Annotated in this window: 12 protein-coding genes and 2 pseudogenes; 9 read left to right on the forward strand and 5 right to left on the reverse strand. The window is 66.2% G+C overall.

The features are described 5' to 3' along the window. Nucleotides 1–667 (forward strand): annotated as a pseudogene (locus CC207_RS27530) (hypothetical protein); the annotation flags it as partial. Nucleotides 668–737: 70 nt separating this feature from the next. Here CC207_RS27530 and yiaY read toward each other — a convergent pair. Together yiaY and ilvA are read right to left on the reverse strand one after the other, a co-directional pair. Beyond that, nucleotides 738–1886 carry an L-threonine dehydrogenase gene (yiaY, locus tag CC207_RS10775; RefSeq protein ID WP_088852072.1) on the reverse strand — a complete coding sequence of 383 codons (1149 nt, stop codon included), beginning with the start codon at nucleotides 1884–1886 and terminating at the stop codon, nucleotides 738–740. Between the two features lie 78 nt (nucleotides 1887–1964). Then, nucleotides 1965–3527, reverse strand: coding sequence for a threonine ammonia-lyase, biosynthetic (gene ilvA / locus CC207_RS10780; RefSeq protein WP_088852073.1), 1563 nt, complete (start codon nucleotides 3525–3527; stop codon nucleotides 1965–1967). 351 nt (nucleotides 3528–3878) lie between these two features. Here ilvA and CC207_RS10785 point away from each other — a divergent pair, with 351 nt between their 5' ends. Continuing rightward, complete coding sequence (locus tag CC207_RS10785) at nucleotides 3879–4880, forward strand: FecR family protein (protein WP_028689456.1); 1002 nt, start codon at nucleotides 3879–3881, stop codon at nucleotides 4878–4880. Nucleotides 4881–4935: 55 nt separating this feature from the next. On the opposite strand, the gene CC207_RS10790 is transcribed toward CC207_RS10785, so the two are convergent. After that, nucleotides 4936–6255, reverse strand: coding sequence for a Na+/H+ antiporter family protein (locus CC207_RS10790; RefSeq protein WP_028689455.1), 1320 nt, complete (start codon nucleotides 6253–6255; stop codon nucleotides 4936–4938). A 586-nt stretch (nucleotides 6256–6841) separates the two neighbouring features. On the opposite strand from CC207_RS10790, the pseudogene CC207_RS28295 reads away from it, so the two are divergent. The 7 genes and pseudogenes from CC207_RS28295 to CC207_RS10820 form a co-directional block, all read left to right on the forward strand. Further along, nucleotides 6842–7807 (forward strand): annotated as a pseudogene (locus CC207_RS28295) (HAMP domain-containing protein); the annotation flags it as partial. Between the two features lie 102 nt (nucleotides 7808–7909). Next, nucleotides 7910–8665 carry a methyl-accepting chemotaxis protein gene (locus CC207_RS28300; protein ID WP_371041468.1) on the forward strand — a complete coding sequence of 252 codons (756 nt, stop codon included), beginning with the start codon at nucleotides 7910–7912 and terminating at the stop codon, nucleotides 8663–8665. A 159-nt stretch (nucleotides 8666–8824) separates the two neighbouring features. Continuing rightward, entirely contained in the window at nucleotides 8825–9841 is a 1017-nt protein-coding gene (locus CC207_RS10800) for an ABC transporter substrate-binding protein (protein WP_028689453.1), read from the forward strand. After that, entirely contained in the window at nucleotides 9838–10686 is an 849-nt protein-coding gene (locus tag CC207_RS10805) for a proline/glycine betaine ABC transporter permease (protein WP_028689452.1), read from the forward strand. Before CC207_RS10800 ends, CC207_RS10805 begins: the two co-directional genes overlap by 4 nt. A 55-nt stretch (nucleotides 10687–10741) precedes the next feature. Beyond that, nucleotides 10742–11605, forward strand: coding sequence for a LysR family transcriptional regulator (locus CC207_RS10810; protein ID WP_088852150.1), 864 nt, complete (start codon nucleotides 10742–10744; stop codon nucleotides 11603–11605). 128 nt (nucleotides 11606–11733) lie between these two features. Next, a complete protein-coding gene (locus CC207_RS10815; RefSeq protein ID WP_028689450.1) occupies nucleotides 11734–12651 on the forward strand; it encodes an AEC family transporter in 918 nt (305 codons plus the stop codon). 47 nt (nucleotides 12652–12698) lie between these two features. Continuing rightward, nucleotides 12699–13310 carry a cell wall hydrolase gene (locus CC207_RS10820; RefSeq protein ID WP_028689449.1) on the forward strand — a complete coding sequence of 204 codons (612 nt, stop codon included), beginning with the start codon at nucleotides 12699–12701 and terminating at the stop codon, nucleotides 13308–13310. Between the two features lie 15 nt (nucleotides 13311–13325). On the opposite strand, the gene CC207_RS26730 is transcribed toward CC207_RS10820, so the two are convergent. Beyond that, a complete protein-coding gene (locus CC207_RS26730) occupies nucleotides 13326–13568 on the reverse strand; it encodes a hypothetical protein (RefSeq protein ID WP_143496108.1) in 243 nt (80 codons plus the stop codon). A gap of 165 nt (nucleotides 13569–13733) precedes the next feature. Next, a partial coding sequence (gene ureG, locus CC207_RS10825) for an urease accessory protein UreG (RefSeq protein WP_088852151.1) occupies nucleotides 13734–14256 on the reverse strand: 523 nt, incomplete at its 5' end.

Raw genomic sequence — 14256 nt, forward strand, 5'->3', positions numbered from 1 at the left:
GTTCGCCGAGCTGCGCGGCGTCGCCAGCCGCTATCCGCTGCTGGAGCGGGTGCCGGCCAGCAACTACCTGGAAACACGTCTGGACATGAAGCACATGATGATGCTCAAGGCGCGCCTGCGCGAGGCCACGGTGTTCGGCAACCATCGCCGCCATGGCCTGCTGCTCGACTGCGTCGACCAGATCAAGGGCCGCAAGCTGTTCAACAACCGCAGCGAGGACGGCTTCGACTTCCAAGGTCATCACCATTACTGGGGCGGTAACCGCGCCTCAGGCCCCTTGCTGGCCCTGGCGCTGTACTCGCCGGCCACCGCCGGCAGCCATTTCTACGAGCTGATCCATGTGGCCAGCGTGCCGGTGCTTTCGCGCGCGCACCTGTTCCCGGTGTACCGCGACGAAGAGCGCGAGCCGCTCAAGGCGCTGGTGTCGCTGATCGACTGGATGGCGAGCAAAGGGGTGAAGGTACTGATGCGCCGCCCGGTGATCGGCGGTCAGGTGATGGACGAGCTTGTGCTGACCTCTGACCAGGACCGGGTGCTGTCGGTGTCGTTGCTGGAGCAACCGATCGGGCCGGAGCCGGATGCCGAGAACTTCAAGCGCTACGCCGACTTCAAGAGCCTGGAGACCTTCCGCAAGTACGTGGCCGGGTTCTTCATGCGCGAACGCTGAGCAAGCCCCATCAGGGTCGTTTTTCGCGACCCTCGTGGAAACGGGCTTGCCCCACGATGACGCGACCGGACTAGAACGCGGCCTTGAAGATCGCCTCGATCTCCACCTGGCTGGCCACCCGCGGATTGGTCAGCCCGCAGGCATCCTTCAACGCATTGGCCGCCAGCACCGGCACATCCTCGACCTTGGCCCCCAGCTCCGCCAGCCCGGCCGGTATGCCGATGGCCGCCGCCAGGTGCTCGATGGCCGAGATCGCCGCCCCGGCGCCCTGCTCCGCGTCCAGCCCGCAGACCTTCACCCCCATGGCCTTGGCCACGTCACGCAGGCGCGCGGCGCTGACCTTGGCGTTGAAGCGTTGCACATGGGGCAGCAGCACCGCGTTGCACACGCCATGGGGCAGGTCATAGAAGCCACCCAGCTGGTGCGCCATGGCGTGCACGTAGCCCAGCGAGGCGTTGTTGAAGGCCATGCCTGCCAGGAACTGGGCATAAGCCATGTTCTCCCGCGCCACCAGGTCGCCGCCGTCGGCAACCGCCTGGCGCAGGTTGTCGCTGATCAGGCTCACGGCCTTGAGCGCGCAGGCGTCGGTGATCGGCGTGGCGGCGGTGGAGACATAGGCCTCGATGGCGTGGGTCAGCGCGTCCATGCCGGTGGCGGCGGTGAGGCCCTTGGGCATGCCGACCATCAGCGCCGGGTCGTTGACCGACAGGATCGGCGTGACGTTGCGATCGACGATGGCCATTTTCACGTGGCGCGCCTCGTCGGTGATGATACAGAAACGGGTCATCTCGCTGGCGGTGCCCGCCGTGGTATTGATCGCGATCAGCGGCAGCTGCGGCTTGGCCGAGCGATCCACACCTTCGTAATCGCTGATATGCCCACCGTTGGTGGCGCACAGGGCGATGCCCTTGGCGCAGTCATGGGGCGACCCGCCCCCCAGCGAGACCACGCAGTCGCAGCCCTCGCGACGCAGCATCGCCAGACCCGCCTCGACGTTGGCGATGCTCGGGTTGGGCTTGGCGCCGTCGAACACCCGCGAATCGATGTCGCGCATGGCCAGCATCCCGGCGATGCGCTCGGCGACGCCGGCCTTGGCCAGCCCGGCATCGGTGACGATCAACGCCTTGCGCAGGCCGTAGCCCGCGATCGCGGTCATCGCCTCCTCCAGGCAGTCGATGCCCATGATGTTCACGGCGGGAATGAAGAACGTGCTGCTCATGGCCGGGGTCCTCTCAAGCTGACGGTGGGCTTTGAGCATCCGCCGAATTGGGCGTGGGCGCGTTGATCCAGGGCAAACCTACCCCATGAACAGCCGATACGCCGGGTTCTCCGTCTCGTCCCAGTACTGATAGCCCATCTCGTCCAGCGCCCGCGGCAGCCCGGCCAGCTCGTCGTCCGGCACCTCCAACCCAGCGAACACCCGTGCCTGCGCCGCGCCGTGGTTGCGGTAGTGGAACAGGCTGATGTTCCAGCGCTTGCCCAGGCGTTCGAGAAAACCCAGCAGCGCCCCAGGACGCTCGGGGAACTCAAAGCGCAGTACCCGCTCGCCGCCGCCCGGCGCCGCGTGGCCGCCGACGGTGTGGCGCACGTGCAGCTTGGCCAGTTCGTTGTCGGTAAGGTCGAGCACCTGGTAGCCCTGCTCGTGCAGGCTGGTTAGCAGTTGCTCCCGTGGGTCGTGCAGGGGGTGGGTCTGCACACCGACGAACAAGCGCGCCTCCTTGCCCGGGTAGTAGCGGTAGTTGAACTCGGTGATCTGGCGCTTGCCCAGGGCCAGGCAGAAGGCGCGGAAGCTGCCGGGGCGCTCGGGGATGGTCACGGCGATGATCGCCTCGCGCTGCTCGCCCAGCTCGGCGCGCTCGGCCACATGGCGCAGGCGGTCGAAGTTGACGTTGGCACCGGAGTCGATGGCCACCAGGGCCTGGCCCTGCAGGCCCTCGCGGGCCACGTAGCGTTTGATGCCGGCCACGGCCAGGGCGCCGGAGGGTTCGGTGATCGAGCGGGTGTCGTCATAGATGTCCTTGATCGCCGCGCACAGCTCGTCGCTGCTGACCGTCACCACCTCGTCGACGAAGTGGCGGCACAGCTCGAAGCAGTGCGCGCCGATCTGCGCCACCGCCACGCCGTCGGCGAAAGTGCCGACCTGCGGCAGGATCACCCGCTCGCCGGCGGCCATGGCGGCCTGCAGGCAGTTGGAGTCCTCCGGCTCGACGCCGATCACCTTGACCTCGGGGCGCAGGTACTTGACGTAGGCGGCGATGCCAGCGATCAGGCCGCCGCCGCCGACCGGGACGAAGATCGCATGCAGCGGGCCGGGGTGCTGGCGAAGGATCTCCATGGCCACGGTGCCCTGCCCGGCGATGACGTCAGGATCGTCGAACGGCGGCACGAAAGTCGCGCCGTCGCGATCGGCCAGTTGCAGGGCATGGGCCAGGGCGTGGGGGAAGCTTTCGCCGTGCAGCACCACATGGCCACCCCGTGAACGCACACCTTCGACCTTGAGCGAGGGGGTGGTGGTGGGCATGACGATGGTGGTCTTGATGCCCAGGTGCGAGCCGGCCAGGGCCACGCCCTGGGCATGATTGCCGGCCGACGCGGTGATGACGCCGCGCTCGCGCTGGGCGCACGTCAGGCGCGACAGCCGGGTGTAGGCGCCGCGGATCTTGAAGGAGAACGTCGGTTGCAGGTCTTCACGCTTGAGCAGGACCTGGTTGCCCAGGCTGGCCGACAGGGCCGGCGCCGCTTGCAAGGGGGTTTCGATGGCCAGGTCGTACACCGGGGCCGAAAGAATCCGGCGTACTTGCTCGGACAGCAGTTGCTGGGGCGTTGCCGGGGAACGCAGGGTGGCGCTGAAGCTGGTCATCGATGACTCCTGGTTTTTTGTAGTGCCCAGGAGTCAGAGAGAAGAAACCCGCCTCCAGGGCGGGTTCAGTGCATGTGTGCGCTAGCCCGCCAAACTGATAATGGCGGTAATAATGCTGAGGGCACGACGCTGCGGGAATAGGTTCATGGGGTGGGAAACTAGCGTGTGGCGTGAGAAGAAGTCAAGGCTTGGTGCTACCGCCCTTGTCTTCCCACGCAGCCCCCTGCCCTGTTGTAGATGAAACACAACCGCAGATACGACGAAAAACTACACAATTGATAGTCATTCGCCATTAACTCGTTCTCGGAAGCACCCGCCCGGGGGTAGAATGCCGCAAAACCGGGAGCCGCGATGAACCAGGACCGCCACATTCCAAGCGAAGAAGATGCCATCACCGATGCCGCCGCGCATTGGTGCATGCGCCTGCACGCCGACGACTGCACGGCGGCCGAGCGCGAGGCATTCGGCCAATGGCTGGCGAGCGACCCGCGGCATGCCGAGGAATACCAGGCAATGCTGGAAATCTGGGACACCGCCGACCTGCTGCCGCGCAGCGCCCAGGTGATCCCGCTAGCCACCCGGCCAGCGGCGCCGACGCGCCACTGGCGGCCGTTCGCCTCCGCCGCAGCCATCGCCCTGCTCGCCCTGCCCCTGGCAGGCTGGGTCGGCTGGGAGCAGGGCTGGCTGCCCAACGGCTACCAGCACTTCGAAGCCACCGACCATCTGCGCCAGGTGCGTCTGAGCGACGGCAGCAGCGTCGAGCTGAACCTCCACAGCGAACTGCGTTTCCTCAACTACAAGGACGAGCGCAAGGTCACCCTGGTCAAGGGCGAGGCGTTCTTCAAGGTTACCCACGACAGCAGTCACCCGTTCATCGTCCACGCCGCCAACGGCCAGACCCGTGTCACCGGGACCCAGTTCAACGTGTGGAAGTACGAGGACCAGGTCAAGGTGACGCTGGTGGAAGGCTCGGTGCTGGTCAGCGCCAGCGGCAACGCCGGCGGCTATCGCCTTGGCCCGGGCATGCAGGCCAGCTACCACAAGGGTGACTTCGAACCCGAGCTGAACCAGAGCGACGACTACGGCAACAGCCTGGCCTGGCGCAGCGGCAAGCTGGTGCTGGACAACCTCAGCCTCGGCCAGGCGCTGCCGGTGATCAATCGCTACCTGGACAAGCCGCTCATGCTGGCCGACGACAGCACCGCCAGCATCCGCATCAGCGGCGTCTACAGTACCCGCGAGGTCGCCCGCCTCGTCGACACCCTGCCCAAGGTGCTGCCGGTGTACCTGACCCGCAGCAAGGACGGCAGCACCGTCCTCAACCGCATCGTCCCTGCGCCGACCCGCGGCTGAAACCCCGATCTGGGGCCGCAGGGCGGCCCCCGGTGATATCAGGACAAGTCGCCGATCACAACGTCATCGCCGCCAACCAGCCAAACGCCAGCAACGGCAGGTTGTAGTGGATGAACGTCGGCACCACGGTATCCCAGATGTGGTGGTGCTGCCCGTCCACGTTCAGCCCCGAAGTCGGCCCCAGGGTCGAGTCCGACGCCGGCGAGCCGGCATCGCCCAGCGCGCCTGCGGTACCGACGATGCACACCGTGGCCAGCGGATCGAAGCCCAGTTGCACGCACAGCGGCACGAAGATCGCCGCCAGGATCGGCACGGTGGAGAATGAAGAGCCGATGCCCATGGTCACCAGCAACCCCACCAGCAGCATCAGCAGCGCACCGACACCTTTGCTGTGATCGATCCACTGGGCCGAGGCCTCCACCAGGCTTTTCACTTCACCGGTGGCCTTCATCACTTCGGCAAAGCCGGACGCGGCGATCATGATGAAGCCGATCATCGCCATCATCTTCATGCCTTCGGTGAACAGGCTGTCGGTGTCCTTCCAACGCACGATGCCCGACAACGAGAAGATCAGGAAGCCGACCATCGCGCCGATGATCATCGAGTCCAGCCAAAGCTGGATGATGAACGCGGCACCGATCGCCACCCCAGCCACCAGCAGGGTCACTGGGTTGTACTGCACACTGACTTGCTCGACCTGCTCGATGCGTTCTAGGTCGTAGTCACGTTTCTTGCGGTAGCTGAAGCACACTGCCAGCAACAGGCCGGCGAGCATGCCCGCCGCCGGGATGGCCATGGCGTGGGTCACGTTGACGCCGCTGACATCCACCCCGGCGCGGCTGACATTGGCCAGCAGGATCTCGTTGAGGAAGATGTTGCCGAAGCCCACCGGCAGGAACATGTACGGGGTGATCAGGCCGAAGGTGATCACGCAGGCGATCAGCCGGCGGTCGATGCGCAGGCGCGTCAGCACATACAGCAGCGGCGGCACCAGCAAGGGAATGAAGGCAATGTGGATCGGCAGGATGTTCTGCGACGACACCGCCACCACCAGCATCAGGCCGACCAGCAGCCACTTGACCTTGCCACCGTCGGCATGCCCTTGGCGATCGATCATCGCCAGGGCCCGGTCGGCCAGGGCGTGGGCCAGTCCGGACTTGGCGATGGCCACCGCGAAGGCTCCAAGCAAGGCATAGGACAAGGCCACCGTGGCACCGCCACCCAGGCCACCGTTGAAGGCCTTGAGCGTGCCCTCGATACCCAGTCCACCGACCAGGCCTCCGGCCAGGGCGCCAATGATCAGCGCGATGACCACATGCACGCGGGACAGGCTCAGGATCAGCATGAGCCCGACCGCGGCAATCACTGCATTCATGGTGTGCGAACCTCGTTACGACAGACAAAAAGCGGGCATTCCGGCGACAGACTGCACACGGGCAGTGGCCGGACCAGGGGATGTTGTTATGGAGGGCGCACACTCTGAAGCACAGGCCGGCAGAAGTCAAAAGCGTCTGCGCCGCAACATCGCGTAGGAAATAGACGAAAGTCGCAGGGTTTAATTGAACGTTTGAATAAAGAAAATTCCGAACAGGCCGACACAGTCGGCAGCATCAAACCTATTACAAGGGATTTTCCCCATGCCTTTGCTGCGACAACTCTCCATCCAATGGAAGATCACCCTGCTGGCGGGCCTGTGCCTGGCGGCCATCGTCACCCTGCTCGTCGGCCTTTCGCTGTACCGCATGGATCACAGTTCGGACCTGGTGAAAGCCAGCAGCATGCGCATGCTCTCCGACTCGGCCCAGTCGCGAATCGAGTCCCAGGGCGAGGTCCAGGCCCTGAACATCCGCCGCCAGTTCATGGACGCCTACCAGTACGGCGCCGGCTTTGCCCGCCAGGTACTGTTCCTGCGCGAACAGGCGGAGAAACGCTTCCTCGACGCCTACGACCTGCGCCAGGACATGACCGCCCAGGTGCGTGCCGCGCTGCAGGCCAACCCCGACCTGCTCGGCCTGTCGCTGGTGTTCGAGCCGGGCGCGCTGGATGGCAAGGACAAGCTGTTCACCGGCCAGAGCGAGCTGGGCAGCAACGAGACCGGGCGCTTCGCCCTGTACTGGTCGCAGCCACGGGTCGGCCAGCTGACCTCGATGGCCCTGCCCGAGCACGACATGGCCAACACCGAGATCGGCCCCAGCGGCCAGCCGGCCAACACCTGGTGGGTGTGCCCGCGCAGCACCGGCACGGTATGCGTGGTCGAGCCGTACTTCTATGACATCGACGGCCAGCGCGTGCTGATGACCAGCATCGTGTTCCCGCTCAAGACGGGCGACAAGGTCATCGCCACCCTGTCCATCGACATCAACCTCAACAGCCTCCAGGCCCTGAGCCAGACCGCCAGCCGCAGTCTCTACGAAGGCCAGACCACGGTCGGCATCCTCAGCCCCGTGGGCCTGCTGGCCGGCTACAGCGCCGATGCCGGCAAGCTGGCCCAGCGCTTCGACCAGGTCGACCGGACCCAGGGCGCGGAACTGGTTCGAAAACTCGCCGACGGCAAGCTGCAGATTCTCCACGACCAGCAGCGCCTGAAGGTGCTGGCCGCCTTCGAGCCGATCCCCGGCGGCAAGCCCTGGGGCGTGCTGCTGGATGTGCCGGAAAGTGCCCTGACCGGCCCGGCCGAGGCCCTCAAGGTTGAACTCGACGCCCTCAACACCAGCGGCACCCTGCTCGAACTGGGCCTGGGCCTGGCCGCCGCCATCGCCGGCCTGCTGCTGGTTTGGCTGATGGCCCGCGGCGTGACCAAACCGATCCTCGGCGTGGCCGCCATGCTCAAGGACATCGCCAGCGGCGAAGGCGACCTGACCCGCCGCCTGCAGTACGACAAGCAGGACGAGCTGGGCGAGCTGGCCGGCTGGTTCAACCGTTTCCTCGACAAGCTGCAGCCGACCATCGCCGAGGTGAAACGTTCGGTGCAGGCCGCCCGCGGCACCGCCGACCAGTCGGCGGCAATCGCCGCCGAGACCAGCGCCGGCATGGAGCAGCAGTACCGCCAGGTCGACCAGGTGGCCACCGCTTCCCACGAGATGAGCGCCACCGCCCAGGACGTCGCCCGCAGCGCGGCCCAGGCTGCCCAGGCCGCGCGCGAGGCCGACCAGGCAACCCGCGAAGGGCTGGCGGTGATCGACCGCACCACCACCAGCATCGACACTCTGGCCGCCGACATGAGCGGCGCCATGGCCCAGGTCGAGGGGCTGGCGCGCAATAGCGAGAAGATCGGTTCGGTGCTCGAGGTAATTCGTTCGATCGCCGAGCAGACCAACCTGCTGGCGCTCAACGCCGCCATTGAGGCCGCCCGCGCCGGTGAAGCCGGCCGTGGCTTCGCCGTGGTCGCCGATGAAGTGCGCAACCTGGCCCGTCGCACCCAGGAGTCGGTGGAGGAAACCCGCCAGGTGATCGAGGCCCTGCAGGCTGGCACACAGGAAGTGGTCGGCGCCATGGACAGCAGCCACCGCCAGGCCCAGGGCGGTGTCGAGCAGGTCGGCCAGGCCGTCACCGCGCTGCAGCGCATCGGCCAGGCAGTGACCGTGATCACCGACATGAACCTGCAGATCGCCAGCGCCGCCGAGGAGCAGAGCGCGGTGGCCGAGGAGATTAACAGCAACGTCGCCACCATCCGTGACGTGACCGAGTCGCTGAGCGGCCAGGCCAACGAATCGGCGCGGGTCAGCCAGTCGCTCAACAGCCTGGCCAACCAGCAGCAGGGGCTGATGGATCAGTTCCGCGTTTGAGTCCACCCCGCCGGGGCTGCTACCAGCCCCGATTTCCCAGGCTGGCGCGTTCCCCTGTGGGAGCGGCCTTGCGTCGCGAAAGGGCTGCGAAGCAGCCCCGGCAACCTCGTCGTCTACACTTCTGCCGGAACCCAAGGACCGGCAACCGACGAGGCCCCGATGAAGAAAGTCCCCACCCTGCTGGCCGGCCTGCTGCTGGCCATCGGCCTGGCCAGCACCGACAGCGCCGCATCAGCCGAACAACCCGCCCCTATCCACTTCGGCGCCATCGGCTGGGAAAGCGGCGCACTGACCACCGAGATCCTGCGCCTGATCGTCGAACGTGGCTACGGCTACCCCACCGACACCCTGCCCGGCAGCACCGTGAGCATGGAAGTGGCCCTGGCACGCAACGACCTGCAAGTGATCGCCGAGGAATGGGCCGGGCGCAGCCCGGCCTGGGTCAAGGCCGAGCAGGCCGGCCAGGTGTTCGCCCTGGGCGACACGGTGAAGAACGCGGAGGAAGGCTGGTGGGTACCGGCCTACGTCATCAAGGGCGACCCGGCCCGCAAACTCAAGCCCTTGGCTCCGGACCTGCGCAGCGTCGACGACCTCAAGCGCTACCCCCAGGTATTCGACGACCCCGAGGCGCCCGGCAAGGGCCGCTTCCTCAATAGCCCCAGCGGCTGGACTTCCGAGACCGTCAACAGCCAGAAGCTCAAGGCCTATGGCCTGGACGGGCTGTACAACAACTTCCGCAGCGGCACCGGCGCGGCCCTCGACGCCGAAATCGCCGCCAAGATCAAGCTCGGCAAGCCTGTGTTGTTCTACTACTGGAGCCCTACTCCACTGATGGGCCGCTACGACCTGGTACGCCTCGAAGAACCCCCGTTCGATGCAACCGCCTGGGCCACCCTCACCGATGCCGCCAACCCCAGCCCCAAAGGCAGCCGTTCGCTGCCGGCCAAGCTCTCGATCGGGGTGTCGAAGGCGTTTCGTGACGCCCACCCGGAACTGGTCGCCGTGTTCGAGAAAGTCGACCTGCCCATCGACACTCTGAACAAGGCCCTCGCCGACATGAGCGAAACCCGACAGAAACCCCGCGACGCGGCGATCGCCTTCCTGCGTGCAAACCCTGCGGTTTGGAAGGCCTGGCTGCCCGCCGAAAACGCCGCCAAGGTCGAGGCCGGCCTGTGAGCGGCGGCTTCCCCGAAGCCCTGCAATTCTCCTTCGCCGGCTGGGTCAACCGCCTGGTCGACTGGCTGGTGCTGCACTATGGCGATCACCTGCGCGGCATCTCCGATCAACTGCTGCAACTGCTGGTGGGCCTGGAAAACCTGCTCCGGCTGCTGCCTTGGTGGCTGCTGTTGCTGCTGGTCGGGCTGCTGGCCTGGCACGCCAGCCGCAGCCTGGCACGGGCAGTGGTGCTGCCGCTGCTGCTGGCGCTGATCGGCATGCTCGGGCTGTGGGACAAGCTGCTACAGACCCTCGCCCTGGTGCTGGTGAGTACCGGCCTGTGTGTGCTGGTTGGCGTGCCGCTGGGCATCCTGCTGGCCACCCGCCCCCTGGCCCGGCGCCTGATCCTGCCGGTGCTCGACGTGATGCAGACGTTGCCGGCCTTCGTCTACCTGATTCCAGTGCTGATGCTGTTCGGCCTGGGCAAGGTGCCTGCGGTGTTCGCCACCCTCATCTACGCCCTGCCGCCGCTGGTGCGCCTGACCGACCTGGGCCTGGCGCAGATCGACCCGTCACTGCTGCAGGCCGCTCACGGCCTGGGCGCCAGCCGCTGGCAGCGCTTGCGACGCATCGCCCTGCCGCTGGCCTTGCCGAGCATCATGGCCGGGCTCAACCAGTCGGTGATGATGGCCTTGTCGATGGTAGTGGTGGCCTCGATGATCGGCGCCCGCGGGCTGGGCGAGGATGTGCTGGCGGGGATCCAGACCCTGAACGTCGGCCAGGGCGTCGAAGCGGGCCTGGCGATCGTCGCCCTGGCGATGGTCATCGACCGCATCAGCCAGGCCTATGGTCGCCCCGGGCGCTGAGGCCCACATTCGCGTATCGTACCCGAGCCCTGCCAGCATCCGGAGCCTGCCACACGTGTCCCTCAAAGCCCTGCGCACCCTGGTCACCATCGCCCGCCATGGTACCTTCGCCCGCGCCGCCGACCTGCTGAGCCTGACCCCTTCAGCGGTGAGCCTGCACATCAAGACCCTGGAAGAAGAGCTGCAGGTCGCCCTGTTCGACCGCAGCCGCCGGCAAGTCGTGCTGACCGAGGCCGGGCAACTGGCGGTAGCGCGCGCAGAAGGCATCCTGGCTGCCTACGACGAGCTGGCCGATACCCTGGCCAGTGGCCCGAGCCTGCGCGGGCGCCTGCGCATCGGCGCGATCCACACGGTGCTTGCCCGGCGCCTGCCCAGAGCGCTGGTTTGGATCAAGGCCCACCATCCCGAGCTGCATGTCAGCGTGGTCTCGGGCATGTCGGCGGAGCTCGCCCGCCGGGTCGAGGATGGCGAACTGGACGCGGCCATCACTACCGAGCCCGTCAGTCCGTACCCGCAGAGCCTGCAGTACACGCCGCTGTTCGAGGACCGCTTCTGGGCCATCGCCAGCCCTGACCTGGCCGGTCAGAGCCTGCCGACACTGCTCGCCAACCAGCCGTTCCTGCGCTTCGACAAGCGCGCCTGGGCCGGTCGGCAGATCGAACAGGAACTGCGCCGCCAGCGCCTGCAGGTCAACGAGCAGATGGAACTGGACAGCCAGGAGGCCCTGGCGCGGATGGCAGCCATGGGCTTGGGTGTGGCGGTCATTCCCATGAGCGACGATGACCTCGAACGATTGCCGGCCGCCACCGTGTTGCCCTTCGGCGAGCCACAGCTGACCCGGCGCATGGTGCTGTTGGAACACGAGAAGAGTCAGCGCCGGCATTTAAGCGCCGTACTCAAGACTGCGCTCGAGGCATGACTCCCAAGGGCTGCGAAGCAGCCCCAGATCCATGCAGTTTTCCTCAACAGTCGCTAAAGAAAACAGCGTTTTTTCTGCTTACTCGACTCCGTTAGTCTGTGGCGGTACCCGACCATGGACCCGCGCCCATGCTCCCTCTGCTGCTCACCACCCTTGTCCCGATCATCCTGCTCATCGCCCTGGGCACCTGGCTGCGGCTGCGTGGCTTTCTCGCCGAAACCTTCTGGCCCGGTGCCGAGCGCCTGAGCTACTACGTGCTGCTGCCGTCGCTGTTCCTCCACGGCCTGGCCACCGCCAACCTCGACGGCGTGCCGGTGCTGGGCATGGTCGGCGTGCTGATGCTCTCGACGCTGCTCGGCGCCCTGCTGCTGGTGCTCTACCAGGGCGCGGCCAGTCATGACGGCGCCGACTTCACTTCGGTGTTCCAGGGTGGCGTGCGCTTCAACAACTATATTGGCGCAACCCTGGCCGCCGGAATCTACGGCACGGCCGGCATCGCCCTGGCGGCGGTGGCCAACGCCGCCATCGTGCCACTGGTCAACCTGCTCTGCGTGCTGGTCTTCGCCCGCTTCAGCGCACGCCACAGTTCACCCGCCACCGTGCTCAAGGCGATCTTCGCCAATCCGCTGATCATCGGCTGCGCCGCTGGGCTGCTGCTACGGCTGACCGGCCTGGGCCTGCCGGCCGGCCTGGAACCCACGGTCAAGGCCCTGGGCCAGGCGGCGCTGCCACTGGGCCTGTTGTGCGTCGGCGCGGCGCTGGGCGGGGCGCGCCTGGGCCAGCAGGTCAAACCGCTGGTGGCCGCGTCGCTGTTCAAATTCCTGGTCATGCCGCTGACCACCTGGTGCCTGTGCCGGGTGCTCGGGCTGGGCGGCCAGGCCGCGGTGGTAGCCGTGCTGTTCCAGGCGCTGCCCACCGCCTCGTCGTCCTACGTGATGGCGCGGCAAATGGGCGGTAACGCGCCGCTGATGGCCACCATCATCGCCCTGCAGACCGTCGTCGCCGCCGCAACCCTGCCGCTGATGCTGACTTTGACGTTGAGTTGATGCGATACGGCTAGACTGTGGACAGCCCACCCTGCGGAAACTCGATCATGCGCCTATCGTGGATGCTGTTCGGCCTGTCCCTGACCCTGCTTACAGGCCCCCTCCCTGCCGCCGACAGCCAGAAGGCCGCGGTCGCCGAAGACAAGGCACAGGCGCTGGAAGAAAAGGTGGTCGAGGATGCGCCACCGCCGAAAAAGCAGGAAACCCTTACCCCCGGTGAAGTCCAGGCCGTCGACCCAGCCGGCCAGGCGCCGATGGACGACAGCATCACCTGCCTGGCGCGCACCATCTACTGGGAGGCCAAGGGCGCCGACACCAAGGACATGAGCGCGGTGGCCAGCGTGGTGCTCAACCGCCTGGGCCACGAGGGCTTTCCCGACAGCATCTGTGGGGTGGTCAAGCAGGGCGTCGAGAGCAAGAGCTGCCAGTTTTCCTGGTGGTGCGACGGGCGCCCCGACCAGGTGGAAGAAGCGCAACGTTACGCGGTAGCCAAGGAAATCGCTCGCAAGGCCCTCAACCAGCAGTTGCAGGACCCGACCGGCGGCGCGCTTTATTTCCATGACCGCAATGTGAACCCGGAGTGGGCCAAGGCCTACCGCAAGACCGCCGAGACCACACACTTCCTGTTCTACAAGCCGAACCAGGCGCTGGCTCGGTAGACTCAGAACTTGCGATCAATCGAAATCGAAAGGCGGCTGACAGTTCCCGGCCGGTGTCCGCGCCGTTCCTTGTGGGCATGCCCCACACCCCGTATCGCCAAGGTATGCAGCGGCAAGCTGCAGCCTCTGCTCGGCAGCGTCGTCGCGACTGAACGGCGAATGCGCTTTGGCAACGACAGCGCTTGCCTGCTCATCACCATGCGCAGCCTGGATCAAGCCTGCAGATGCCAAAAACGCTGCCAATACGGCCTTGTTCATACAGTGTCCTTTCAGTGAGTCCTGGTTTCATTTACCGCTGGCGAATTCTTTCCCCTGCAGCCCGACAGACTTTATCTGTCAGCCGGGCCATTCAGCTTTAGGAAAAGCCCACTCCGCCGCCCGAAACCCTCTTCAGAACAGTAGGCAATCAGTCGAGTAAGTCACTCACGCTCCATAACTCCTACAGCCTCTTTCTCCCAGCATCCCCCGCTCGACGATGAAATCGATTACCGCTTGCAAGCCCTCGCCCTTCTTCAGGTTGCTGAACGTCCATGGCCGCTCCGGGCGCATGCGCCGGGTATCACGCTCCATCACCTCCAGAGAAGCACCAACATAGGGCGCCAGGTCGGTCTTGTTGATCACCAGGAAATCTGACTTGGTGATGCCCGGCCCGCCCTTGCGCGGGATCTTCTCGCCCTCGGCCACATCGATCACGTAGATGGTAAGGTCGGCCAGCTCCGGGCTGAAGGTGGCGCTGAGGTTGTCGCCGCCACTCTCGACGAAGATCACTTCGAGGTTGCCGAACCTGCGCGCCAGTGCCTCGACGGCGGCCAGGTTCATCGAGGCGTCCTCGCGGATGGCGGTGTGCGGACAGCCACCGGTCTCGACGCCGACGATACGCTCGGGTGCCAGGGCCCCGGCCTCGGTGAGGATGCGCTGGTCCTCCTTGGTGTAGATGTCGTTGGTC

Source organism: Pseudomonas sp. DrBHI1, from assembly GCF_002205115.1.
Lineage (GTDB): Bacteria > Pseudomonadota > Gammaproteobacteria > Pseudomonadales > Pseudomonadaceae > Aquipseudomonas > Aquipseudomonas mosselii.